General features: G+C 44.1%; 17 protein-coding genes and 1 riboswitch. Of the genes, 11 read left to right on the top strand and 6 right to left on the bottom strand.

The window, feature by feature from the left end:
* Positions 1–949: 949 nt before the first annotated feature.
* Complete coding sequence (locus tag BCV39_RS01895; RefSeq protein ID WP_017061334.1) at positions 950–2,230, bottom strand: sodium:proton antiporter; 1,281 nt, start codon at positions 2,228–2,230, stop codon at positions 950–952.
* Positions 2,231–2,399: 169 nt separating this feature from the next.
* Between BCV39_RS01895 and metH the strand changes: the two genes are divergently transcribed.
* Complete coding sequence (gene metH / locus BCV39_RS01890; RefSeq protein WP_102433144.1) at positions 2,400–6,077, top strand: methionine synthase; 3,678 nt, start codon at positions 2,400–2,402, stop codon at positions 6,075–6,077.
* 115 nt (positions 6,078–6,192) lie between these two features.
* Here metH and lysC read toward each other — a convergent pair whose 3' ends face one another.
* Positions 6,193–7,560 (bottom strand): lysine-sensitive aspartokinase 3, encoded by a 1,368-nt coding sequence (gene lysC / locus BCV39_RS01885; protein ID WP_102433143.1) that lies wholly within the window; start codon positions 7,558–7,560, stop codon positions 6,193–6,195.
* A gap of 108 nt (positions 7,561–7,668) precedes the next feature.
* Positions 7,669–7,846, bottom strand: a riboswitch (Lysine riboswitch).
* 176 nt (positions 7,847–8,022) lie between these two features.
* Between lysC and BCV39_RS01880 the strand changes: the two genes are divergently transcribed.
* Positions 8,023–9,162 carry an alanine--glyoxylate aminotransferase family protein gene (locus BCV39_RS01880; protein WP_048618113.1) on the top strand — a complete coding sequence of 380 codons (1,140 nt, stop codon included), beginning with the start codon at positions 8,023–8,025 and terminating at the stop codon, positions 9,160–9,162.
* 107 nt (positions 9,163–9,269) lie between these two features.
* On the opposite strand, the gene BCV39_RS01875 is transcribed toward BCV39_RS01880, so the two are convergent.
* From BCV39_RS01875 to BCV39_RS01860, 4 genes are all read right to left on the bottom strand, one after another.
* The gene (locus BCV39_RS01875) at positions 9,270–11,033 is read right to left on the bottom strand and encodes a PglL family O-oligosaccharyltransferase (protein ID WP_102433142.1); all 1,764 of its coding nucleotides are present in this window, start codon (positions 11,031–11,033) and stop codon (positions 9,270–9,272) included.
* 96 nt (positions 11,034–11,129) lie between these two features.
* Positions 11,130–13,961 carry an excinuclease ABC subunit UvrA gene (gene uvrA, locus BCV39_RS01870; RefSeq protein ID WP_102433141.1) on the bottom strand — a complete coding sequence of 944 codons (2,832 nt, stop codon included), beginning with the start codon at positions 13,959–13,961 and terminating at the stop codon, positions 11,130–11,132.
* A 149-nt stretch (positions 13,962–14,110) separates the two neighbouring features.
* Complete coding sequence (galU, locus tag BCV39_RS01865; RefSeq protein ID WP_048657943.1) at positions 14,111–14,983, bottom strand: UTP--glucose-1-phosphate uridylyltransferase GalU; 873 nt, start codon at positions 14,981–14,983, stop codon at positions 14,111–14,113.
* A gap of 156 nt (positions 14,984–15,139) precedes the next feature.
* The gene (locus tag BCV39_RS01860; RefSeq protein ID WP_029222919.1) at positions 15,140–15,787 is read right to left on the bottom strand and encodes a LuxR C-terminal-related transcriptional regulator; all 648 of its coding nucleotides are present in this window, start codon (positions 15,785–15,787) and stop codon (positions 15,140–15,142) included.
* A 278-nt stretch (positions 15,788–16,065) separates the two neighbouring features.
* On the opposite strand from BCV39_RS01860, the gene BCV39_RS01855 reads away from it, so the two are divergent.
* From BCV39_RS01855 to BCV39_RS01815, 9 genes are all read left to right on the top strand, one after another.
* Positions 16,066–16,623 carry a single-stranded DNA-binding protein gene (locus BCV39_RS01855; protein WP_017061342.1) on the top strand — a complete coding sequence of 186 codons (558 nt, stop codon included), beginning with the start codon at positions 16,066–16,068 and terminating at the stop codon, positions 16,621–16,623.
* A 161-nt stretch (positions 16,624–16,784) separates the two neighbouring features.
* Complete coding sequence (gene csrD / locus BCV39_RS01850; RefSeq protein WP_048662719.1) at positions 16,785–18,800, top strand: RNase E specificity factor CsrD; 2,016 nt, start codon at positions 16,785–16,787, stop codon at positions 18,798–18,800.
* A gap of 2 nt (positions 18,801–18,802) precedes the next feature.
* A complete protein-coding gene (locus BCV39_RS01845) occupies positions 18,803–20,245 on the top strand; it encodes an MSHA biogenesis protein MshI (RefSeq protein WP_102432808.1) in 1,443 nt (480 codons plus the stop codon).
* Entirely contained in the window at positions 20,245–20,892 is a 648-nt protein-coding gene (gene pilO / locus BCV39_RS01840) for a type 4a pilus biogenesis protein PilO (RefSeq protein WP_102432807.1), read from the top strand. The genes BCV39_RS01845 and pilO overlap by 1 nt, the downstream gene beginning before the upstream one ends.
* On the top strand, positions 20,885–21,217 hold the full coding sequence (locus BCV39_RS01835) for a hypothetical protein (protein WP_048657948.1): 333 nt from the start codon (positions 20,885–20,887) through the stop codon (positions 21,215–21,217). Before pilO ends, BCV39_RS01835 begins: the two co-directional genes overlap by 8 nt.
* Before the next feature lie 15 nt (positions 21,218–21,232).
* Positions 21,233–22,903, top strand: a complete 1,671-nt coding sequence (gene mshL, locus BCV39_RS01830) for a pilus (MSHA type) biogenesis protein MshL (protein ID WP_048657949.1) — start codon at positions 21,233–21,235, stop codon at positions 22,901–22,903.
* 52 nt (positions 22,904–22,955) lie between these two features.
* A complete protein-coding gene (locus tag BCV39_RS01825; protein ID WP_102432806.1) occupies positions 22,956–23,795 on the top strand; it encodes an AAA family ATPase in 840 nt (279 codons plus the stop codon).
* A gap of 2 nt (positions 23,796–23,797) precedes the next feature.
* A complete protein-coding gene (locus tag BCV39_RS01820) occupies positions 23,798–24,964 on the top strand; it encodes an MSHA biogenesis protein MshN (RefSeq protein ID WP_102432805.1) in 1,167 nt (388 codons plus the stop codon).
* Entirely contained in the window at positions 24,954–26,678 is a 1,725-nt protein-coding gene (locus tag BCV39_RS01815) for a GspE/PulE family protein (RefSeq protein ID WP_048657952.1), read from the top strand. Before BCV39_RS01820 ends, BCV39_RS01815 begins: the two co-directional genes overlap by 11 nt.
* The last annotated feature ends 1 nt before the right edge of the window (position 26,679 follow it).

Below are 26,679 nucleotides of genomic sequence, written 5' to 3'. Positions count from 1 at the left end.
TCTCTCCACCCCTGCCATATACGAAGCCTCAGCAGAAATGCTGAGGCTTTTTTACATCTGTTACTTCTACGAAGCAATGTTGGGAGCTGGATCGCCAGCCCGGTCTAATCTCCGGAGTGCCGGCCCAGTCCACCCCTGTCATATTTAAGGCTCTAGCAGAAATGCTAGAGCCTTTTTGCTTTCTGAATCTAAGATACGCTATTAGTAAGCCGCGGATTTCCCGAATTACTAAAATAGAGGATGCAGGAATTTCGAATCTCTCCACCCCGCCATATCAAAGCCTCAGTAGAAATGCTGGGGCTTGTTTACGTCTGTTGCTTTGCCAGCTAGCTCGAATCTCCGGAGGGACCCAAGTCCACCCCAGGCTAGACTGCGCGTCCCGTAGAAATGCTAGAGCCTTTATTATTCCTGTCATCTTTAGAAGTTACACTGGAAATACCAAGTGCTCCTTTAGCTATCTCTATCTACTCAACCTCTTGAACTCCTGCTTTGTATAGCCTTGTCGAATATGAAGACTTAGTTCAAAACCAGAGCTTTCTGATCAACACTCATTTTGCTCTGCAGTTTTGCTAATTAATAACTAGCGATATTAACGCTATTTAAGCGAGACGTTGAGTCCTGTTGTTTTTGTTTCCACATGAAAGGTGAAGCCTTTCATCTGGCACTTATACAATCTTGAGAGTGGTTTATTGGGTAGACTCGCGACTGCGAATAGGAACTAGTTCTCTGTATGGTTGAACTTCCTGAAAGAGTTCTGGCCAAATCTAGTGTTTACCCTACATTGAGATTTTTGATTACTCCAATATCAGTACATCAAATGTCCTAGATACGATCGATGTGCTACATATACCTTTAGCTAGAGCTTCAGTGAGAAAATTGGTAAGTCTGATTTTCATCAGGTATAAAAAAGGCTACCTAAATTAGGCAGCCTAGTTTAATTTTTTAGATGTTAATCTAGCTCTTTCTCAGCTTGCTTCGCTTTTTCTATCATAGGAGTGATCGTCGAGCCCTGAACGAGAATCGAGAACACTACTACGGCATAGGTCATAACAAGGATTATCTCTTTAACATCTATTGCCTTATCTTCTATTACCCAGATACCTGAAGGGATTGAAAGTGCCATCGCTAGAGCTAGACCACCACGCAAGCCACCCCAAGTTAGAATCTTAATCGACCATGGGTTGTAAGTTCTAAAGCGTTTAAATCCGATGTAAGACAAGAAAACACTCAAGTAGCGTGCACTCAATACTAGAGGGACTGCGAATGCCATTAAGATCCAGTCTTCTTGGTGGAATTTGAATAGCAGCATCGACATACCAATTAATAGGAATAATACGCCGTTTAAGAATTCATCTATTAATTCCCAGAAATGATCTAGGTGATCTTCACTCTCTTTTGAGAATCCGATAAAGCGAGTCCAGTTACCAATCATGATACCTGATACCACCATTGCTAATGGTCCTGATACATGTAGAACTTCAGCAAACGCATAACCAGCAGTTGGGATGCCGATCGTCAATAGTAACTCCATCGAGTGGTCATCGGTGTTGCTGATTAGGTAGTGGAATACGAGACCTAAAACAAAACCGTAGACAATGCCGCCAATCGCCTCTTGAACGAATAACATGGTGACACTACCGACAGTCGGTGCTTCTGTACCGAATGCGATAGTAAATAAGGTTACGAAGATAACCAAACCAAAACCATCGTTAAATAGAGACTCTCCCTCGATTTGAGTAGAGATTCGTCTTGGCGCATCGAGTTTCTTTACGATGGCTAGCACGGCAATGGGATCGGTAGGGGAGATTAGAGAGCCAAACAGTAGGCAGTAAATTAGATCAAATTGAATACCAATAAACTGACAGAACCCGTACAGCACAAAACCGATAAAGAATGTTGAAAACAGCGTTGCACCTAATGCGAGTACTGTTATTTCCCACTTCTGGTCTTTTAGGTTTGGTAATTTAATCCCCAAACCACCGGCAAAGAGCAAGAACCCCAAGATTCCCTTAAGTAAGAAATCTTCAAAGTTGATACTGGCAACGGTTTCTGAGGCGATGTCAGCCAATTGGAACCAATTGTTTTGTCCCGCAATGATAATCAATAGAGATAACATCATTGAGCCAGCTGTGATGGCGATGGTTGTCTGCATTTTACCAATTTTGGTATTCACGAAAGCAATAAGCATGGCTGCAGCGGACAAGAAGCATAAGGTGTAATAGACCGACATTGGGATTCCAACATGTAACAAAGTATGAATATGAATTTTCGTTGTCTCATGCTCAAATAGCAAACATTTTTTTGTCATGAGTCGGTAATCAATTTCCTTTTTTAGACGTCTAGACTCCTTTTTAATGTGTGATAGGATGGAGGGATAATTAAAGGAATGAGGTTGTACCGTGGGAAGTAATGTAAGGCAAAAGATTGACGCTCTGTTGAAGCAACGAATTTTACTGATTGATGGTGGCATGGGCACCATGATTCAGGATTATAAATTGGAAGAGCAAGACTATCGTGGTGAACGCTTTGCTGATTGGCACAGTGACTTAAAGGGCAACAATGACCTTTTAGTTCTTACACAGCCTAAGCTTATCAAAGATATCCATTCAGAATACTTGGAAGCTGGGGCTGACATCCTCGAAACCAATACCTTTAACGCTACAACCATCGCTATGGCCGACTATGATATGGAAAGCCTTAGTGAAGAAATTAACTTTGCTGCTGCCAAGCTTGCTCGTGAAGCGGCTGATGAATGGACCGCAAAGACCCCAGAAAAGCCTCGCTTCGTCGCGGGTGTATTAGGTCCAACTAACCGAACTTGTTCTATCTCGCCTGATGTAAACGATCCAGGTTATCGAAATGTTAGCTTTGACGAGTTAGTTGAAGCTTATTCTGAGTCGACTCGCGCGCTTATTAAGGGCGGTTCAGACTTAATTCTTATCGAAACTATCTTCGATACGTTGAACGCGAAAGCGTGTGCTTTTGCGGTTGAATCCGTTTTCGAAGAAGTGGGCATTACTCTACCTGTTATGATCTCCGGTACCATTACTGATGCTTCAGGTCGTACGCTTTCAGGTCAGACGACAGAAGCATTCTACAACGCACTTCGTCATGTAAAACCTATCTCATTTGGATTGAACTGTGCATTAGGTCCTGATGAACTGCGAGAGTACGTTGGTGAGATGTCTCGCATCTCAGAATGTAACGTTTCCGCTCACCCTAATGCAGGTTTGCCTAACGCATTTGGTGAGTATGACCTTTCGCCTGAAGATATGGCTGAGCACGTTAAGGAATGGGCTGAAAGTGGCTTCTTGAACCTAATTGGTGGCTGTTGTGGTACTACTCCAGAGCATATCCGCCAAATGGCTGAGGCAGTTGAAGGTGTAACGCCGCGTCAATTGCCGGATTTACCTGTTTCTTGCCGTCTTTCGGGACTAGAGCCACTGACGATAGCTAAAGAATCTTTGTTCGTGAACGTGGGTGAGCGTACTAACGTTACCGGTTCTGCCCGCTTTAAGCGCCTTATTAAGGAAGAGCTTTACGACGAAGCCTTGAGTGTTGCTCGAGAGCAAGTTGAGAACGGTGCTCAAATTATCGATATCAACATGGATGAAGGGATGCTAGACGCTGAGGCGTGTATGGTTAAATTCCTTAATCTATGTGCGTCAGAACCAGAAATCTCGAAAGTGCCAGTCATGGTCGACTCTTCTAAGTGGGAAGTTATCGAAGCTGGTCTGAAATGTATTCAAGGCAAAGGTATCGTTAACTCAATCTCTCTAAAAGAAGGCAAAGAGAAGTTTGTTGAGCAAGCCAAATTAGTTCGTCGTTATGGTGCAGCTGTCATTGTGATGGCGTTCGATGAAGTCGGGCAGGCTGATACTCGAGAGCGTAAAGTCGAGATCTGTACCAATGCCTACAACATTCTTGTTGATGAGGTTGGCTTCCCACCTGAAGACATTATTTTTGACCCGAACATCTTCGCGGTTGCTACTGGTATTGATGAACATAACAACTATGCGGTCGATTTCATCGAAGCTGTAGGGGATATCAAGCGTGATCTCCCTCATGCGATGATCTCTGGTGGTGTATCGAACGTGTCGTTCTCATTCCGCGGTAACAATTACGTTCGTGAGGCAATCCACGCAGTATTCCTATATCACTGTTTTAAAAATGGTATGGATATGGGCATCGTAAACGCTGGTCAACTGGAAATTTACGATAATGTTCCAGAAGATCTGCGTGATGCTGTTGAAGATGTTGTATTGAACCGTCGTGATGATTCGACTGAACGATTGCTTGAAATGGCGACCGAATACCTAGAGCGTGCTGTCGGTAAGGTTGAAGATAAATCTGCTCTAGAATGGAGAACTTGGCCTGTAGAGAAGCGCTTAGAGCACTCTTTGGTTAAAGGTATCACCGATTTTATCGTTGAAGATACCGAAGAAGCTCGCGTTAATGCCTCTCGCCCTATCGAGGTGATTGAAGGCCCTCTAATGGACGGCATGAACGTTGTCGGTGACCTATTTGGTGAAGGTAAGATGTTCTTACCACAGGTTGTAAAGTCTGCGCGTGTTATGAAACAAGCGGTTGCCCACCTAGAACCATTCATCAATGCATCGAAAGAAGTGGGCGCAACTAACGGTAAGATTCTATTAGCGACCGTTAAAGGTGACGTACACGATATTGGTAAGAATATCGTTGGCGTGGTTTTACAGTGTAATAACTACGAGATCATCGATTTAGGCGTAATGGTTTCTTGTGAGAAGATTCTCAAGGTCGCAAAAGAAGAGAATGTCGACATTATTGGCCTGTCTGGACTGATTACACCGTCTCTTGATGAAATGGTACACGTTGCCAAAGAGATGGAAAGACAAGGTTTTAAGCTTCCTCTATTGATCGGCGGCGCAACTACATCTAAAGCGCACACTGCGGTCAAGATTGAACAAAATTATTCAGAACCTGTTGTATACGTAAATAATGCCTCGCGCGCTGTAGGTGTGTGTACTTCACTACTTTCTGATGAATTGAAGCCCGCTTTCGTTGAGAAGCTAGATATCGACTATGATCGCGTTCGAGACCAGCACAATCGTAAGAAGCCGCGCACTAAGCCTGTCACACTTGAAAGAGCTCGTGCCAATAAAGTCGCTATCGATTGGGATGCGTATACGCCACCGGCACCCGCTAAGCCGGGAGTTCACATCTTCAATGATTTTGATGTAGCTACTCTGCGTCAGTACATCGATTGGACTCCATTCTTTATGACATGGTCATTGGTTGGTAAGTACCCTGCGATCATTGATCATGAAGAAGTGGGTGAAGAAGCAAAACGTTTATTCAAAGATGCCAATGATTTACTGGATCGCGTAGAGAAAGAGAAGCTGCTTGAAGCGCGTGGTATGTGTGCCATGTTCCCAGCGAACAGTGTTGGTGATGATATTGAAGTGTATACCGATGAATCTCGTACCGAAGTTCTAAAAGTTCTACACAACCTTCGTCAACAAACAGAGAAACCAAAAGGCTTTAACTATTGCCTGTCAGATTACATTGCGCCAAAAGAAAGCGGTAAAGCGGATTGGATTGGTGGCTTTGCGGTAACCGGTGGTATTGGTGAGCGAGAGCTGGCTGATGAATACAAAGCGAAAGGCGATGACTACAACGCAATCATGATTCAGGCGGTTGCTGACCGATTGGCTGAAGCGTTCGCAGAGTATCTGCATAAAGAAGTGAGAAAGGATATTTGGGGCTACTCGCCAGATGAGGATTTGTCTAACGACGATTTGATTCGAGAGAAATACCAAGGTATTCGTCCAGCTCCAGGTTACCCTGCTTGCCCAGAGCATACAGAGAAAGGCACGTTGTGGGAGCTGATGGACGTTGAAAAGGCAATCGATATGTCATTAACGACAAGCTACGCGATGTGGCCTGGTGCCTCAGTGTCTGGTATGTACTTCTCACACCCTGATGCTAGATACTTTGCTATTGCTCAGATTCAACAGGATCAAGTGGATAGCTATGCTGACCGCAAAGGTTGGGACATGTTAGAAGCCGAGAAGTGGTTAGGTCCAAACATTAACTAGTTTGAATCTATAACGAGCTTTGATTCGTAAAGTTAAAAAGAGAAAGGGTTGCTGAATGGCAACCCTTTTTGTATTTGTGATTTAGTTATTTATCTGTCGATGATAAACGGACTTTCTATTCAAATAACTCTTGGTGTAGTTTTTGAATCGCCAACTTAGAAACAGATTCATCTAGCAAGAAACACAGGTTGTGTGGGCTTGCTCCGTAACAAATCATGCGTAGGTTGAAATCTTCAAGAGTGCCGAATACCTGCTTCGCATAGCCTTTGCTTTCGCTCATGTTGTTACCAATAAGCGCAACAAGGCATAGGTCGTGCTCAATATCGACAGAACACAGCTCTTCAAGCTCAAGACGAGCGGCTTCAGGTAACTCAGGAGCACCACCTGAAGTGTCTGTTTGATCCAGAGTGAGTGACACACTGATCTCTGAGGTGGTGATAAGATCGACCGAGATCTTATGTTTAGCAAGGATCTCGAATACCTTTGCCAAGAAGCCATAGGCATGGAACATGTTAGCGCTGCGGAGTGTAACCATAGTTTGGTTGCAGCGTAGGGCAAGCGCTCTAAATAGAGGGGAGCTTTCAACTTCTTGACGAATCCAAGTTCCACCGAGCTCTGGTGCTTTAGAAGAGCCGACAAATACTGGGATTTGGTGGCGCAGTGCAGGTACTAGAGTTGATGGGTGTAAGATCTTCGCACCAAAGTTTGCCATTTCCGATGCTTCACTAAAGCTGATCTCTGGGATAGGAGAAGCTTTAGGTGCAATACGAGGATCAGTGGTGTAGATCCCCGGAACATCCGTCCAGATTTCTAAACCAATCGCCTGTACAGATTCGGCAATCAATGCTGCTGAGTAATCACTGCCACCGCGGCCTAAAGTCGTGGTGTTACCTTCGCTATCAGCACCGATAAAACCTTGGGTCACGACAACTTGTTGTTGGCAAAGTGGCATAAGTTTCTGTTGCGCTAGAGCGGCAATATCTTCGAGTTGAGGTTCGGCTTTACCAAAATCATCATTAGTGCGCATCACATCTCTGATATCAAAGCGAACTGCAGGAGTGCCTCGTTCACGGATGATCTGAGCCAAGATGTGTGTCGACATCAACTCGCCACATGCGACAAGGTGATCAGTCAGTTTAGTGCTTGTTTGGAATGATGCAGCCTCTGCAGCGCTCGCAATGTCATCAAGAATGCTATGAACTTCTTTTTCGATGCTGATTGGGTCTGCGAGTTGGTCAAGAATTGCGTCATGAATGTTCGCTAATTGGGTCATCAATTCCTGACGACGAGCTTTGTCTTGAACACCATTTGCCAGTTCAACCAGCAAGTTAGTGACACCAGAGCATGCACTACTCACGACCAGTTTCGTGTTTGAGTTGTTTTCAATAATGACAGCACAGCGGCTCATTGCTTCAAAGTTGGCAACACTTGTACCACCAAACTTAGCGACATTAAAAGAACCAGCTACATTAGATGCACTCACGATATATCTCCCACGACTTCCTAAAATAAAATTACGGTTGGGTAATCCAACGTCCGATGTTTTTCGAAGAGAGTTTTAGAGCAAAAAGAGAGGAATTATTAGAATAGTAACCTCAGAAGCTCTTCACCATATAGAAATGGCGACAGTTGACGGGATTCAGCCCGCTCAACCGATAATAAAGGTCCTGCATTCTTTTATTATCTCGGCACTGCTCCCCATAAATGTTTTGTATTGGAAATGCGGTTCCACAAAACACCTGCCTGGGCAGTGCTCCTCTTCTGCTAGATAGCCATTTCATTGAACGTGTTTGCGGTAACAATGTCAATCCGTAACTTGAGATAATTGAAAAATAATTTTAACAATTATGTGACAGTGGTTTGACCTCAATACTTATGGCTAATTGCTGAGGTAATCAATTTGCTTTAGGGTGGATTGTTCACAACATTAACGTAAGGGATGTACATGTCTAATTTAACACTCACTACTGCTATCGATAGCTTTTATCCACCACACCGAACGTTAATGGGACCAGGTCCTTCTGATATCTCACCTCAGGTACTGCAGGCTCTAAGCCGTCCGACGATTGGTCACTTAGATCCGCTTTTTATTGCGATGATGGATGAGCTTAAACAGCTTCTTAAATACGCTTTTCAGACTGAAAACGAATTTACGATTGCCGTTTCTGCACCGGGCAGTGCGGGTATGGAGACCTGTTTTGTTAACTTGATTGAGCCTGGTGAAAAGGTGATTGTTTGTCGTAACGGTGTCTTCGGTGAGCGTATGCGAGAAAACGTGGTGCGCTGTGGTGGCGAAGCCATCCTTGTTGATGACGAGTGGGGCAAGCCCGTTTCAGTTGAAAAGGTAGAACAAGCATTGGCAGAAAACCCCGATGCTGTTGCGGTTGCATTTGTGCATGCAGAGACATCAACTGGAGCGCTATCTGATGCTCAAGCTATCTCAGCTATCGCTCGTCAGTTTGATGCGTTAACGATTGTCGATGCAGTGACATCACTTGGTGGTGTGCCATTGCTGGTTGATGAGTGGCAGCTAGATGCGGTTTATTCTGGCAGCCAAAAGTGTCTGTCTTGTGTGCCAGGGCTATCTCCGGTGACTTTCTCTCAGCGTGCCGTTGATAAAATGAAAGCCCGCCAAGCTCCAGTGCAAAGCTGGTTCTTAGATCAAAGTTTAGTATTAGGTTACTGGAGCGGAGAAGGTAAGCGCAGCTACCACCATACCGCACCTGTAAATAGCCTCTATGCTCTGCATGAGTCGCTGGTTTTGTTGAAAAATGAAGGCTTAGATAATGCGTGGTCTCGTCATCATGCGATGCACCAGGAGCTTAAAGAAGGCGTAGAAGCTCTAGGGTTAAAGTTTGTGGTTGATGAAGAGAGTCGCCTGCCGCAGCTGAACGCACTTTATTTCCCTGAAGGAATTGATGAAGCTAAGATCAGAACGCAGCTTTTAGAAGAATACAATCTTGAAATCGGTGCAGGGCTGGGCTCTTTGGCTGGTAAGGCATGGCGTATCGGCCTAATGGGTTACGGTGCTCGTAAAGAGAATGTTGCGCTGTGTCTCAAAGCGTTAAAAGATGTTCTGAAATAGTAGTGGCAATGAACTGAAATTAAAGAGAAAAGCGCCCGAGAGATCGGGCGCTTTTTTGTGTCTAACCGAAAGGTCAAAAATGGTGCTTCAGTTCCGAATTCTAAACATCACTCAGCAGATGAAACGGTATCTTCTGCTTGTGACACTTTCTTATACTGAACCTTTGAAAAGTCTCTATCTGGGAACAAGAAGCTTGCTTCACTACGAATTTGTTCCGCCTTGCTGTGATCCCCCAATCCTTGATAAGCAAGAATAAGGTTGCTGTAAAAAGCCGGCCTAGGCTTACTCTTGATGATCTCTAACGACCAGTCGATGTAAGGCTGGATAAGGCTCGGGTCTGCTTTATAGAGACCAATATTAAGGTATGTGCTGTATATGTCCCAATCATAGCGATCTTTCCAGACTACGGGGTTGGTTACTTGCTTAAGAATGTCTGGGTTTTTAGGCTTAGACAGCTCAAACTTAGTCAGGACATAGTTGGTATGCAGAGCGCTCAACATATAAAAACTGACCAAGATAGGTATTACTAAGCTCGATACTCGAAACAAGGTTTTACTGATGATACTGAACGGCTGTTGATAGTGTCGGGAAGAGCGTTGATCGACCCAGTAAATCAATATAATGAATGTTATCCAGTGAATCGCCGAGTGGTAAAAAGGATACTCAAGTTGAGAGTGCAAAAGGATTGGGATGAATAACGCGAGCAGGGCTAGACGCGTTCCCTTTGCAGAACTTGCTATGCGTGACATAACCAATATTGCAGCAATCAAGATTCCGATGATTGGTACTATGCCCCCTTCAACTCCCCAAAGCAGGAACTCATTGTGAGGGTGATCCATTGAAGGAAGGCCGGGATGATAGTTCGAGTTGAGTTGATGTTGGCGAGCCGTATACAAGGTGTACTCAGATTCAAATTTCCCGTAACCATAACCGGTAAATGGCTTTTCGATCATCATATCTAGAGCTTGTGGGAAGGTATAAGCTCGTGGGCTTTCTAGATTCACCTTCTTGCTAGCGATACTGTCTGTAGCACTGAGGTTAATAACCGTAAACGCAACAGCGATACCAACCACTACTGATATACACCATCCGTAGAAGCGTTTCTTGGTCGAGAATTTGTATAGATAAGGCAGAATGCAGACAAACCCAATGACGGCAGCTAACCATCCTGTACGTGATGCGATGATGATCAGCAGTGGCACGGTTAAAGTTGGGGTCAGATACAGTAAGAAAGACTCACTGATCTTATGGTTATATTTAGCGGGCTGCCTTGCTAAAAGGTAAGCTGAAAGCACAAAGCCCGTAGCAAGGAAGCTTGCCATTACATTCGGTTGTTGGAATATCCCATATGGTCGGTTTGCCGCTGTGTTGTAGCCAAATAGGTTGCCAGGCTCCAAGAAGAAATATTGCACATAGCCAAATAGTGCTTGTATGACAACAGCAAGCACAATGAACCACAACATGCGCTGCTTGTGCTTATTGCTGAATTTAAATTGCTGCAGCACGACGAATAATGCAAAGCCCGCCCACAATCCAAGCAAGCGTCCTGAAGCTCCTTGAGGAGCTGCATTGCTGTATAAAATGGGTAGTGTGAGTATGACGCAGCTTATCAACAAGCCAATCGTTAATTTTGAATACTTAAGTACTCGGTTGGTAGCGAGTTGGTAAAAGCCAATTGCTAGCGTGAAGCTTAGCGCCAGCCAAGTTGTTGGGTTAAATGATAACGCAAGCCCCGAGCCTCCAGGGTTAGGCATGAAAAAATGCATGGCTAACAAGAATACAACAGCTAAAGAAGCCAGAAATGCTTTGTTGAGTGGTAGCTGAGTGACCTGATTTTCTAGCTGGGTACCGCTAGTGTGTATTGTTGCCATAAATCCCTAACCTTATAAAAACAGAGCTTGTTCCTTCTGAAACAAGCTCTGTTACTTTAACATTTTTCTGTCTGCTCGCAGGGCGCTATTTTACACCTACTTCAAATTTAACATAGGCTTAAGGAAGCGAGCGGTGTGTGAACCTTCGACTAAAGCCACATCTTCAGGTGTACCTTCTGCAACAATCTCGCCACCACCTTGACCACCTTCTGGGCCAAGATCTAGGATCCAGTCTGCTGTTTTAACGACATCTAGGTTGTGCTCAATCACGACAACCGTATTACCGTGATCACGCAACCTATGTAGTACTGTTAACAGCTGCTGAATATCGTGGAAATGAAGACCTGTTGTTGGTTCATCTAGAATGTACAAGGTTTTACCTGTGTCTCGCTTCGATAGCTCACGCGCCAATTTAACACGCTGCGCTTCACCACCAGATAAGGTTGTCGCTGCTTGCCCTAAGCGAATGTAAGATAGACCCACGTCCATGAGTGTTTGCAGTTTACGAGCAATCACTGGAACCGGATTGAAGAACTCACGCGCATCTTCTACGGTCATTTCAAGGACTTCGTCAATGGTTTTGCCCTTGTAACGAACTTCTAGTGTTTCACGGTTGTAGCGTTTACCTTTACACACATCACACGGTACATACACATCTGGCAAGAAGTGCATCTCTACTTTGATTACGCCATCACCCTGACAAGCCTCACAACGACCACCACGCACGTTAAAGCTGAATCGACCTGGTTTATAACCACGAGATCGTGACTCTTGTGTGCCTGCGAATAATTCACGGATAGGTGTGAAGATCCCTGTGTAGGTTGCAGGGTTTGACCTTGGTGTACGACCGATAGGGCTTTGATCTATGTCTATCACCTTATCAAAATGTTCTAATCCTTTAATCTTTTTGTGTTGTGCAGGAACAGCAGTCGTGGCCCCGTTTAATTGAGTGTGGGCGACTTTGAAGAAGGTGTCATTGATTAGTGTTGATTTACCTGAACCTGATACACCCGTAATACAACTGAATAAGCCTACAGGAATTGTCGCGGTGACATTCTTTAGGTTGTTCCCCGTTGCGCCTACGATCTCTACGACCTTTTTCTTGTCGATAGGTGTTCTCTTTTCTGGCACTGCAATTTCTTTGGCGCCGCTCAGGTATTGGCCTGTCAAAGAGTTCGGGTTCTTGATGATGTCTTGCATGGTGCCTTCTGCTACCACGTGTCCACCATGCACACCTGCACCTGGGCCGATATCGATAACATGGTCAGCACAACGGATTGCGTCTTCATCATGTTCAACAACAAGCACCGTATTACCTAGATCTCTGAGGTGAACCAAAGTTTGCAGCAGACGTTCATTATCGCGCTGGTGGAGGCCAATCGATGGTTCATCCAGTACATACATAACGCCAACTAAACCGGCACCGATTTGGCTCGCCAAACGAATACGTTGCGCCTCACCACCAGACAGCGTCTCGGCACTGCGTGATAGGTTAAGGTAGTTTAAACCAACGTTGACTAAGAAATGCAGACGATCATTGATCTCTTTCATCACTTTATCTGCGATCTGCCCACGCTGACCGTCTAATTTCAATTCTTGGAAAAATTGTAGTGCGTCAGCAATGCTCAGTTCAACGATTTCCGGCAGTGTTGTATCACCAATGAAAACATTTCGAGCCTCTAATCTTAAGCGAGTACCATCACAGCTAGAACATGATTTGGTTGATATATATTTGGCAAGATCTTCACGCACCGCGCTAGATTCAGTATCACGGTAACGGCGCTCTAAGGTATTTAATATTCCCTCGAATGGATGACGCTTAACTCGAATATCACCTCGGTCATTGATGTACTTGAATTCCACTTCAGTACGACCTGATCCTTTTAGAATGATCTCTTGAGTCTTTTTCGGTAGAGAATTAAATGGTGCATACAGGTCAAAACCATAATGTTCTGACAGCGATGTTAGCATTTGGAAATAGTAGTAGTTCTTTTGATCCCAACCTTTGATCGCACCTTCTGCGATACTTAGGTTCTCATCCAAAATCACTCGGCTTGGGTCAAAATACTGCTGAACCCCAAGACCATCACAAGTACCGCATGCCCCAGCTGGGTTATTGAAAGAGAATAGGCGAGGCTCTAGTTCCTGCATGCTGTAGCCACACTTTGGACAAGCGAAGTTAGCAGAGAATACGATCTCTTCTTGGTCTGTTTCATCCATCCAACCGACGACAGCGATGCCGCCAGATAGCTCTAATGTGGTCTCGAATGACTCAGCTAAACGCTGTTGAAGATCAGGACGAACTTTGAATCTGTCTACCACGACTTCAATGGTGTGTTTCTTATGAAGTTCAAGTGCTGGTGGATCGGATAGATCACAGGTTTCACCATCAATGCGCGCACGGATAAAGCCTTGTGCCGCTAAGTTTTCCAGTGTTTTAACATGCTCACCTTTGCGTTCTTTGACGATAGGCGCCAGTAACATCATTTTTGAGCCAGCTGGTAGTTCAAGTACCTTATCCACCATTTGGCTGATAGTTTGCGCAGCTAGAGGGATGTTGTGATCTGGACAACGAGGTTCGCCAACTCGCGCATACAGTAACCTAAGGTAATCATAGACTTCAGTAATAGTACCGACGGTTGAGCGGGGGTTATGTGACGTCGATTTTTGCTCTATCGAGATAGCTGGAGATAAACCTTCAATGTGGTCTACATCGGGTTTTTCCATAAGAGATAGAAATTGGCGAGCGTAGGCAGACAAAGACTCAACATAGCGACGTTGTCCTTCTGCGTAGAGAGTATCAAACGCAAGTGACGACTTCCCTGAACCGGATAGTCCAGTGATAACCGTGAGTTTATCGCGGGGAATCGTTAGGTTAACGTCTTTGAGGTTATGCGTACGAGCGCCTCTAATTTCTATTTTATCCATCTCAATAGACCATGTAATTTTAAGTGGCTAAAGTATTACATAGAGTGAGATTTGTGCAAAGTTTTACTGGATAAAAAAACAGTAAAACAAAAAAGGTGACTCATCGAGTCACCCTTTTACCATTCGAAACGCTAGTTATTAACCAGTCGTTATGCTTCTTTCTTTGTCGAGTGCTTACCTAGCTCAATTTGCTTTTGGTCTTTTTTGTATAGGTTTTCGAAGCAGTAGTTTGTTGCTTCGATATAACCTTCAACACTACCACAGTCAAAACGTTGGCCTTTAAATTTGTAAGCCAATACACAACCCGCTTTTGCTTGTTTTAACAATGCATCGGTAATCTGGATCTCGCCGCCTTTACCTGGTTCTGTTTGCTCAATTAGTTCAAAGATATCTGGAGTCAGAATATAACGACCAATGATCGCTAGGTTGCTTGGAGCAGTACCTTGTTCTGGCTTTTCTACCATGTCATCAACACGGAAAAGATCATCTTTAATCATTTCGCCTGAGATAACACCGTACTTGTGAGTTTCTTCTTCAGGAACTTCTTGTACAGCAACAATAGAACAGCGGAACTGTTTGTATAGCGCAACCATTTGAGCCAATACACCTTGTTGCTCGTTAACACAAAGGTCATCGGCAAGTACAACGGCGAATGGTTCATCACCTACAAGTTCGCGACCCGTCAAGATAGCGTGGCCAAGGCCTTTCATCTCACGTTGACGAATGTAGGTGAAGTTTGCTGCTTCAATCGTTTCACGGATATTAACCAATAGATCTTCTTTATTGGTACCGCTAATCTGGTGTTCAAGCTCGTAGTTTTTATCAAAGTGATCCATGATCGAGTGCTTACCACGTCCAGTAACGATGCACATTCCATCCATACCAGCTTCAATAGCTTCCTCTACACCGTATTCAATCAGAGGTTTGTTTACTACAGGCATCATTTCTTTAGGCATTGACTTGGTTGCAGGTAAAAAACGTGTACCGTAGCCAGCTGCCGGGAAAAGGCACTTTTTGATCATGATAAGACCCTTTATCTATAATAATTATTGATTCAACTGAGTTGTTGATATTTCTGAGGGCAACTCTAGCATAAGTTATGTCGAAAATTCAGCAACAATAGCCATGGTTTACTAGAGCTTCCCTCAAAATTATCGTCAGACTAAGAGGTGGGTCGATTATGCAAGCAGGTTCTGGTTTGCCCATGCTATCGCTTGAACTCTATTTTTTACCGCAAGCTTACGGAATATCTGATAGAGGTGAGATTTAACCGTGAACTCACTAATAAACAAGTCATCGGCGATTTGTGTGTTTGAAGACCCTGATTGAAGACAGCGAATCACCTGAATCTCACGAATGGTTAAATCAACATTGGTTGGTGTCGTGTTGGTATTGACCATATTGCGATAATAAAACAACAGTTGATTGGTTACCTTCCTTGGCAGCCAGTTATCGCCATCAATGACTTCTTGAAGACCACGAGCAATCTTGTCCTTTTGTTCAGTGTTGTAAAAGAGTCCTTTTAGTACCCCATAGGTAAGAAGCTCTGAGGTTGGAAGTTGCTGGGGGACATTGAATAAAATGATTTCGTGATTTTTCCACATAACAGTCAGGTTAGGACAAATAACCAGTAGTTGTGGTACCTCTCTGTAATCGACGAGTAAGATCCGGTTACTCTGCTTTCTATCAACTAGCATTAATTCGTCGGGTGTCATTTTGTAGAGAATAATAGATAAGTGCTTTTCTATCTCTTTTACATGTAGATAGGTATCGTTTGGGTCGATGCACAGAAAGTGTAAAGTGCGAGCGTATCTTGATTTTCTCATTGAAACGTCCTGTTTGAGTGGGATTAGATTCCACGTTGTCATGCAGGCTTTCGCTTCTCTAGCACCTTGATAGTGACTTGCGTTGAATATCAATTATCAAAGTAAATGAGTGGTTTGTAAGTGGAGAAAAAAGCAACATCGCTCTGAATATCATGATTTGTTACGTTTTTATTCTTTGTGGTGGAGTGAGAATAGGAAGCGATTTATCACAACAGAAAAGCATGCTATTCTTGTGCGCTAAAAATTTTCTGAGACTATGAATTTAGACGGAGCAAATCATGGCTAGCCGTGGAGTTAACAAAGTTATATTAGTGGGTAACCTAGGTAATGACCCTGAAATTCGTTACATGCCAAATGGCGGCGCAGTAGCGAACATTACCATTGCAACGTCAGAGTCATGGCGTGATAAAGCAACTGGCGAGCAGCGTGAAAAAACAGAATGGCACCGTGTTGCTCTGTTTGGCAAGCTTGCGGAAGTTGCTGGTGAGTACCTGCGTAAAGGTTCTCAAGTTTACATTGAAGGTCAACTTCAAACGCGTAAATGGCAAGATCAAAGCGGTCAAGATCGCTACACAACTGAAGTGGTTGTTCAAGGCTTCAACGGTGTAATGCAAATGCTTGGCGGCCGTGCTCAAGGTGGTGCTCCTGCTCAAGGTGGCATGGGTAACAACCAACAGCAAGGTGGTTGGGGTCAGCCACAGCAGCCACAACAACAGCAGCAACAATACAGTGCTCCAGCTCAACAGCAGCCGAAAGCACCTCAACAAGCTCCTCAGCAGGCTCAACCTCAATATAATGAGCCGCCAATGGATTTTGATGATGACATCCCATTTTAAGCTCTGTTTTTAATATATTATAAAGACAGTATTAAATTGGAAAAAGCCGCGTTCATCGCGGCTTTTTGTTACCTACAATTCTTAACGCTTTATTTACAACGTCAATTTATAGTATAAGTAGCAATACGGTATAATGTGAGTTGAAAAGGATTTCGTTATTCATGAGATATACCCCGACACTAAAGTTGAGCACCCGATTGGTCGCATTTGTCACCGTGATAGTGATCAGCGCGATGTTCATTCTTTTTATTGGTGGCACACTTTCCTTTAAGCGTATTGGACAGGAATATTTAGACCATTATTTGGTTGGTATTGTCGACGTTGTAGATAAAGAGATGGAAGATCCCGACGCCGCGTATTCAATGCAGCGTTGGATGCCTAAAATGTTGCAGGCGAGCAATATTGTTGAGATGAAACTCTCGAACAAGACTGGCATCGTCTATCGTTTCAAAGATACCTCCCCACAAATTGATCCCAATCGTCTTTATGAGAAAAGCTTCATTTTAGAGCGTAATGAAGGGTATCGAATCGAATTTAAAGCACTCCCTCCTTATATTGGCTACAACTACTCAATGGAAGCGATGTGGTCAATTACTTTGGCTGTCGCATTGGTCTTGTTCTGTCTGGCTCGCGGTGTTCGTTGGTTGAAAGAGCAACTCATGGGTTCTGAGATCTTAGAAGAGCGAGGAAGAATGATCCTTGCTGGACAGGTTGAACCTCACGCAAAGGGGGATGAGCGTGAATGGCCTTATACGGCAAGTGAAGCCTTAGATGTATTGATTGAAGAGCTACAAGATGCTCGTCAAGAGCGAAGTCGCTTTGATACCTTTATTCGTACCCATACCTTCCTAGATAAACTCACGGGCACGGCAAACCGAGTTTTATTTGATAATAAACTGGAATCGGTACTGCATGAAAGTGGTGCTCGAGGTGGTGTGTTACTGATACGTATCGACGAATGGGAACAAGTTCGTGATGCTAACGACAAGCAAATCACTGACGGCTTTATTATTGAAGTCGGTGAAGTCTTATCGAATATCGTTCAGCGTTATCCAGATGTCATTTTTTCTCGCTATTACGAAGCGGACTTTGCTGTATTCATCCCTCACCAGGGTGCAAAAGATATTGCGACCTTGGCAGGTCAATGTTTAAGGCAGTTGGATAAGCTAACCCCGCCAGAGCCTTTGGAATCTGATAACTGGTGTCATATCGGTGTGACTATGTATACCGAAGGTGATCGTCACAGCCAGATCATGGATGAAACGGAAACGGCATTAAAGAGTGCTCAGTTAGAGCGTATTAATAACTGGAGCCGTTACCCGAAACAGAATAAGAATGAGTTGGATAGAGGCAGTGTTCGTTGGAGAACATTACTTGATAAAGCGCTGCTTCCTGAAAATTTAGTAATCTTTGCTCAGCGGTGTTATCTTATGCCGGAATCTGGTCAAGCTAATGAATTACATAGAGAAATATTTACTAGAATTCAGGATCCTGATAAAGGTTTATTGAAATCGTCTCGATTTATGCCTGCGGTAGAGCAAGTGGGTTATCAAGCTCAAATGGACCAATCGGTTCTAAAGGTTGTGTTGAAATCGCTGAAAGAATCAACTCAACCTATCAACTATTCGGTGAATCTGAATGTTACCCCGTTTGCTAATAAACAGCACTTTAAGTGGTTTAGGAGTGAGTTGTTACAGCTTTCTGCTCAGCACCGCTCTCAGCTTTCATTTGAGTTTCCAGAAGGGCACTTGATTGCTCATCTTGATTATATGAGACCGGTGGCAAAGATGCTACGAGGTTTAGGGTGTAAAGTTGTGGTTGGTCAAGCGGGGCGAACCATTGTTAGCACTCACTATATAAAAGACTTAAAGGTTAATTACATTAAGCTTCATCGAAGCTTAATCAAGAAAATTGATCAAAGGCATGAGAATCAACTGTTTGTCCGAAGCTTAATTGGGGCATGCGGTGACTCTCCAACTCAAGTTATTGCCGTTGGAGTCGAGACAAAACAAGAGAAGAATACTTTGATAGAGTTAGGCATTAACGGCTATCAAGGAAGATATTTCGACGAAGAACAACAAATTATCCCTTTGCCTAACCACGTTGAAAAGGCTGCAAAAGCGGAATCTGTTGTAAAAGTTGGACGAAGAAATCGATGGCGTAAGAGTAGTAGTTAAGAATGAATTTTAAAGCGATTTTAGACAAGATAAAGCCAACGAATAATAAAGGTAGCTCGCAAGTTGTCCTGCTGGGCAATGATGCCATTTATATTTCATCGACAGAACAAGAACCTCAAGTAACCAGTATTCCCGTGGTTAATGGGGACTGGGAGAGTGCGCTAAAAAAATTGCTTAGCAGTGAGGCGTTTGCCAGTAATCGTCTCCAGTTGGTTGTCTGTGCTAACTACTACCAAACCTATCAACTTGATAAACCGGATATTCCAGAGAGTGAATGGTCGGTTGCGTTGCCATTTTTACTCAAAGATCTCGTCTCTGAAAGGGTTACTGAGATCACGGCGAGTGCGGTCGCGCTTCCGACGTCGAACAAGCTGCAAGTGTATGTCTTGCCTAAAAAGCTGTTAGATAAGCTTTTAAATATTGCCAACTCGGTTCAGATCGAATTAGTTGGAGTAGCTCCTGAAGATGAAATCTGGGGTTACAGTGCTGGCGAGTTGTTTAACTTCATCCTTTTACAGCGCAGCGCTAATTCACACTTTAAGTTGGGTGCGTTTGTTGAAAATACCGTTTGTTTTCAAAGAACGATTCGCAGTGTTGTTCCACCTTTAACGGGTGTTGCGTCAAGTGCTCTACAGTTAGACGGTCTCGCTTTAGAACTTCAACGCTCGATCGATTACCTTTCTTCACAAATTAAAGGTACGCAGCTTCACCAGCTGAAAATTTGCTGTGACGAAGAAGATGAAGCAGAGTTACAAAGTGCCTTAAATAGTACATTGAGCTCGACAGTTTCATTGTTGGTTGAAGATGAACGTGATAATTCAGAGAGTTTGTTGGTTAAACTCGCAGCTGAAAAAGAGACGTTTAAGGTCAATCTTTACCCTGAACATCTTAAGCCTAAAAAAGAATATTTTACGCTGACCAATGTTGTTGCGAGCTGGGGGCTAGTTTGTGTTTTATTGCTTGGTGGTTACTTCGCGATGCAGTACCAAGTATCTAATCTAGATAAAGAACTAACAGCCCTGCAACAAGACTCGAATCAACTTAACAAGCAAGTTAACCAATTGAATAGTAAGTTAACTCAACACAAACCGTCCCCAGAGAAAGTGGCGGCCGTTGCGCGTCTCAAACGTGAGACTCAAGCAAAAAAAGAGGCTTTGAAGGCGGTCGGGCAATACGACGAATCCCAACAAGTCGGGTATTCTGGCGTCATGAATTCCTTAGCTAAACTAGGCCGAAATGACATCTCTCTTTCGCACATCTACATGACCCACGATACTTTAGATCTTAGTGGCTTGGCTCGTAACGCAAATGTCGTTCCGAACTGGATTGGTCAGTTTAAAAGTGAGCTTAATTTAGTTGGACGTGCTTTTGAAAAACTAAAAATAGGTCGTAATGATCAGGATGTGGTGACGTTTGAGTTAAGTACTCGTCGGGAGAGTAAATAATGCAGCAGTGGAATCAACTTAGCGATAAGTTTCTTGCATTGAGCCAAAGAGAAAAATGGCTACTTTTCGTGTGTGGTTTTGTTGGCCTATCCATGTTGTTGTTTACCTTATTGGTAGAGCCCGCGTATCTCAACTTACAAGCGAAAAATGCCAAGGCGACCAGCCTGACTCAATCAAACCAAAGGCAGCAAGGTGAGTTACTTGTTCTACAAGCTAAGTTAAACAAAGACCCAGATAAAGAAATTAACCTCGAATACAAGAAACTAATGCGAGAGAGCCAAGATCTTTCATTGCAGCTTTCAGAGATTGTCGACGGGTTGATTACGCCTTCTCAAATGTCGCAATTATTGGAGAGTGTTCTTAATGCCGGCAATGGGCTTAAGCTTGAATCGCTAGAGTCGTTAAAACCAGAGGCGATTTCGAACAATAAAGAAACCAGTGAATATTCAGGCTACTTTCTTCACCCTGTGAGAATGGAACTAACAGGTAGTTACTTTGATATTTCAGCTTACCTTCAAGCACTTGAGTCTCTTCCTGTTAGCTATTACTGGCGCACATTTGAATACACGGTAGAGGAATATCCTAAAGCTCGACTGGTGTTCGAGGTTTATACATTAGGTACCAGACAGGAGTTTATCGGTGGTTAGAACTCTTTTGTTGTTTCTGCTGTTTAGCAGTTCCGTGGTGTGGGCTGAGCAAGATCCAACGGCGCCATTAGGCTGGCTTTCACCTCAACAGAAAACGGCACCTGCTAAGAAAGCACCAACTCGCTATCGCTTACCTTCTTTAGAAAGCATCGTGTGTAAGGGAGATACGCCTTGCTATGCGATTATGAATGGTCAGATTCTCGGCCAAGGGGAAACGATCAGAGGGTACCGAGTTAAGAACATAGATCCAGAATACGTCACTCTGCAGAGAAGCTCTAAGCAGTGGAAATTAGAGATGTTCTCTTTAGATGTTAAGAATAATTAAGGTTAGAGTGAAGACATGCGTAAACTTGTAGTTGCAATCCTAGTGTCATCTTTGGTCGGCTGTTCGATGGGGCATAGAGATCCTGTTGAGATTAAAGAATCTTTAAACGAATCAATTAATGAAGCCAATAGCAGAGCGCTTCATGAGCTGCCTTCGTCGGTACAAGATGACCTTATGCCTCAGCTTAGTTCTGACTCTATGTCTCCGGGGATGGAAACGGTTAAGCGTTTTCGTATTCAGGCAAAAGGTGTTGAAGCGAGAACCTTTTTTGCAAGCTTAGTGAAAGGTACTGAGTATAGTGCTGCTATTCATCCAAGTGTTTCTGGAAAGCTCACTTTTAATTTAACCGATGTGACGTTAGATGAAGTGCTGGCTGTTGCTCAGGACATGTATGGCTACGATATTGAAAAGCGTGGAAAAGTCATTCAGGTTTACCCTGCAGGTTTACGTACAGTAACGATTCCTGTTGATTACTTACAAGTTAAACGTTCTGGTCGCTCATTAACGACGATCACGACAGGGACTATCACGACTTCTGATTCAAACTCGTCGAGTTCTTCCAGTTCCAATTCAAATTCGTCGAATTCATCCAACTCTTCTAACTCATCGAATTCTACATCGAACGGTGGTACAGAGATTGAAACGACCTCTGAAAGTGACTTTTGGCCACAACTTGAAGCCGCCGTTGCTCACTTAATTGGTTCTGGTGATGGACAGAGCGTCGTTGTTACCCCGCAAGCCAGTGTGATTACTGTGCGTGCTTATCCTGATGAAATCCGTGAAGTTCGTGAGTTCTTAGGCATTTCTCAGAAGCGCTTACAACGCCAAGTGATCTTGGAAGCAAAGATCATGGAAGTGACTTTGAGTGATGGCTACCAGCAGGGTATTAACTGGACCAAGATGTTCTCGTCAAATGGTACTAACTACACAATTGGCATGGGCTCTATTGTTAAAGATGCAGCCGGTACGATAATCCCAGGTACATTGCCAGGGATGGACCCAATTGGTGCAGCTTTAGGTGGTCAATCTAACCTAGTTGTTTCTGGTGGTAGCTTTGAAGCAGTATTAAGTTTCATGGATACACAGGGAGATTTGAACGTGCTGTCTAGCCCTAGAGTGACAGCTGCGAATAACCAGAAAGCGGTTATTAAAGTCGGTACTGATGAATATTATGTAACTGATTTATCAAGTGCGGTTGGTAGTGGCGATAACGCGAATGTCGCTCCTGAGGTTGAATTAACCCCGTTTTTCTCTGGTATCTCTTTGGACGTGACACCTCAGATCGATGATAAAGGCAGTGTGTTTTTACATGTCCACCCGGCAGTTATTGAGGTGGATGAAGAGGTCAAAGAGCTTAACTTGGGTTCAACAACGGGGGTCGTGACGCTTCCTTTGGCAAAAAGCTCTATTCGTGAGTCTGACTCAGTGATTCGTGCTCAAGATGGTGATGTTGTGGTTATTGGTGGCTTGATGAAATCAAATACCAGCGATGTAACCTCTAAAGTTCCATTCCTTGGTGATATTCCAGCCCTCGGCCATTTATTCCGTAATACCAGTCAGTTGACGCAAAAAACTGAGCTTGTGATCTTGCTTAAACCGACAATCGTCGGTGTGAACACATGGCAAACAGAGTTAGAGCGTTCTCGAGATCTGCTTCAACAGTGGTTCCCAGATGATGAAGAGTAGTTACTTACTTTTTCAATGTAGATTGGCAGTATCTAACTAAGCTAGGTTACTTATGTATCAAGCTCATTTTGGTTTTGAACAACTGCCATTTACCTTAACGCCGAATACCGATTTTTTTTATGGTTTAGCGCCTCACTTTGAAGCGATTCAGACGGTAATATCGGCGTTAGAAATGGGCGAGGGCGTGATTAAGGTCACCGGAGAGGTCGGTACTGGAAAAACCATGGTTTGCCGGATGCTGGTCAATCACCTAAATGATTGCACAGCTCTAATTTACCTGCCAAACCCTGTGCTCTCAGGTGCAGACTTACGCCAAGCCGTTGCTAAAGAGCTCGGTTTGACTATCGACAGTGAAGCAACCTTGGTTGATAACATTCAGCATAAGCTCATTGAATTGCACAATTCGGGTTTAAGAGTGGTGGCAATTCTTGATGAAGCTCAGGCTCTATCGGATGAAGCTCTCGAAACACTAAGGCTGTTTGGCAACCTTGAAACAGAAGATAAGAAGCTGCTGCAGATGGTTTTATTGGGGCAGCCTGAGCTGGATGCTCGACTAGAGGCTTACCATCTCAGACAGCTTCGCCAAAGAATCACGTTTAGCTCAACTTTGAGGCCGCTGACTCTCGATGAAACGGTGGCGTATATTGATAACCGGATCGCTAAATCTGGTGGTAATCCTGAGTTGTTCAGTTTGAATCAAAAAAAGGCGATTTGTCGATCGTCGTTAGGTATCCCTAGATTGATCAATCAACTTTGTCATAAGGCTCTATTGCTTTCGTTCAGTGAAGATAAGAAAAGTATCGACAACCAGCATCTGTTTTCCGCTATGCATGAAACATACGATGTGTGTAAGCCTAAATTTAAAACGCCAATACTGTGGGGTTGGAATTAATTATGAGCGTCATTAACAACGCCTTGTCTGAATTGGCAAAGAAAAAATCAGCGACTTCGATTGAAGCGGCAGTCGTACCTAAAGTAAAAACACGTTCCCCATTGGTTTGGGTCACAGCCGGTTTTACTCTGAGTTTAGCAATGGGCGGTTGGGCGATATCGCAAGGTCCAGTGATTGAGCAGCCAATCTTAACTCGAGATTTACAGGTTCAGGTTTCTGTCGTTGATGATTCAAATGGTATTCAGGAAGCGGTTCAACCTATCTCATCACCAACTACGAAATTGGTGACCCTAGACACTGCCAGCTTTTCAACAGAAAACACTGCGATGGTAAAAAGCGCTAAAGCTAAGCCAGTCGTATCTGAACCGGTTGCAGCGTCTATCCCACAGCCGACAAAACAGCAAGCATCAACGAAATCTCTAAGCGCGCCTCAAACGACTAAGACTGAAATTCCTCAGCCGACTTATGTTGCTAATGTGGCAAAAACAGATTCAGCCTCAGCCTCTATCTCTAATGGGTCAGTAACTTCTGGTGGTTCAGGAAATAACGGAATGTTGATCGAACAGGTTGAGTTAACACCTGCGCAGTTATCTGTGAATGCACAAGGGCGTGCTCAAAAAGCGCTTGATGCGAATGATCTTACTGGTGCTCTGAAAGGCTACACTGAAGCTCTACGTTATACGCCACGAAATGAAGATGTTCGTCAGAAACTCGCGATTCTCTATTTTGGTAAGGGTGATACACGTAAAGCGTACGAGCTGTTTCAGTCAGGGATTAAGCTTAATATTAACAGCGAAAAGCTACGCTTGGGCCTATCTAAGCTTTTGGTTAAAGCAAACCAAGCAGAAGCGGCTTTGAGTCCATTGATACATTTACCGCCAAATCCAACTCAAGATTATCTAGCTATGCGTGCAGCATTGAGTCAAAAGTCTCAGCAAGAAGAAGTGGCCTTGGAAAGTTACCAAAAGTTGGTTGAGATTGATTCAGATAATGCTCGCTGGTGGTTAGGCTTAGCGATCCAGCAAGAACGTCAGCTCGATTTCGTAGCAGCTAAAGCGTCATACCAAGGTGCGTTAACCAGAGTAGGTATCTCATCTCAATCACAAAGCTTTGTGCGTGACAGGTTAAAAATACTCAATGCTTTAGAGGAGAGCGGCGATGCAAATTAGATTAAGAAAAAGGCTTGGTGATTTGCTTGTCGAAGAGGGCATTATCACGGAGACTCAAGTTGAGCAAGCACTGGCTGCTCAGAAAAGCACCGGTCGTAAGCTGGGTGATGCACTGATTGAACTTGGCTTCTTGTCAGAGCAACAGATGTTGAGTTTCTTGTCGCAGCAGTTAGCGATTCCTCTTATTGATCTAAGCCGAGCTGTTGTCGATGTTGAAGCGGTACAGCTTTTACCGGAAGTACATGCTCGTCGCCTTCGTGCATTGGTGATTGGACGCCAAGGTGACACTTTGCGTGTTGCAATGAGCGACCCTGCCGACCTGTTTGCCCAAGAATCTTTGCTTGGTCAGTTAGGAGATTACGCACTTGAATTCGTTGTCGCTCCAGAGAGGCAATTAGTTGATGGCTTCGATCGCTATTACCGAAGAACTAAAGAGATCGCCTCATTTGCTGAGCAGCTTCACGCTGAACACCAAGTTAATGATGCCTTTGATTTCGATATCGCTGAAGAAGACAGTGACGAAGTTACAGTAGTAAAGCTAATTAACTCGTTATTTGAAGATGCAATCCAAGTCGGCGCTTCTGATATCCATATAGAGCCAGACTCAAACGTACTGCGTCTTCGTCAGCGTATTGATGGTGTGCTGCATGAAACATTGCTGAACGAAGTGAACATTGCTTCTGCACTTGTACTGCGCTTAAAGCTGATGGCAAACCTCGATATCTCAGAAAAACGTCTTCCTCAAGATGGTCGCTTTAATATCCGTGCTAAAGGTCAGTCGGTTGATATTCGTATGTCGACCATGCCAGTGCAGCACGGTGAGTCTGTCGTGATGCGTCTGCTTAACCAATCTGCAGGACTACGTAAACTTGAAGCCTCGGGTATACCGAGCGATCTGTTGGTTCGTCTTCGTCAACAGCTGCGCCGCCCGCACGGTATGATCTTGGTTACTGGGCCGACAGGTTCGGGTAAAACCACAACCCTGTATGGGGCATTAAGTGAGCTCAACGAACCGGGTAAAAAGATCATTACCGCGGAAGATCCGGTGGAATACCGTCTTCCTCGTGTGAACCAAGTTCAGGTAAACCCTAAGATCAATCTCGACTTCTCTACAGTCCTAAGAACCTTCTTGCGTCAGGATCCCGATATCATTCTTATTGGTGAGATGCGTGACCACGAAACGGTTGAGATTGGCTTGAGAGCCGCGCTGACTGGCCACTTAGTATTAAGCACCCTCCATACCAATGATGCGGTAGACAGTGCACTGCGCATGATGGATATGGGAGCACCAGGTTACTTGGTCGCGAGCGCTGTTCGAGCGGTCGTTGCACAGCGATTGGTTCGCAAAGTTTGTACCGATTGTAAGGTTGAGGATGAGTTAGATGAACCTCGTAAGCAATGGCTGAGCGTTCGTTTCCCTAACCAAGTGGGTGTGCCGTTTATGAAAGGCCGTGGCTGTCAGAACTGTAATTTAACCGGTTACCGTGGGCGTATTGGTGTATTTGAAATGTTGGAGCTAGAACAAAACATGATGGATGCACTAAGAGCGAATGATGCAGTTGGTTTTGCTCAAACGGCGAGACAGTCTGAAAACTACAAACCGTTATTGGCTTCTGCGATGGAACTGGCTCTGCAAGGTGTTGTGAGTCTCGATGAGATCATGCATCTTGGCGAAGGTGATGCTTCTGGTGCCACCGACCCAATTTATCTTTAGG

This window comes from Vibrio sp. 10N.286.55.E10 (assembly GCF_002872555.1).
GTDB classification, from domain to species: Bacteria; Pseudomonadota; Gammaproteobacteria; order Enterobacterales; family Vibrionaceae; genus Vibrio; species Vibrio crassostreae.
This window is presented reverse-complemented; position numbering and strand designations above follow the sequence as displayed.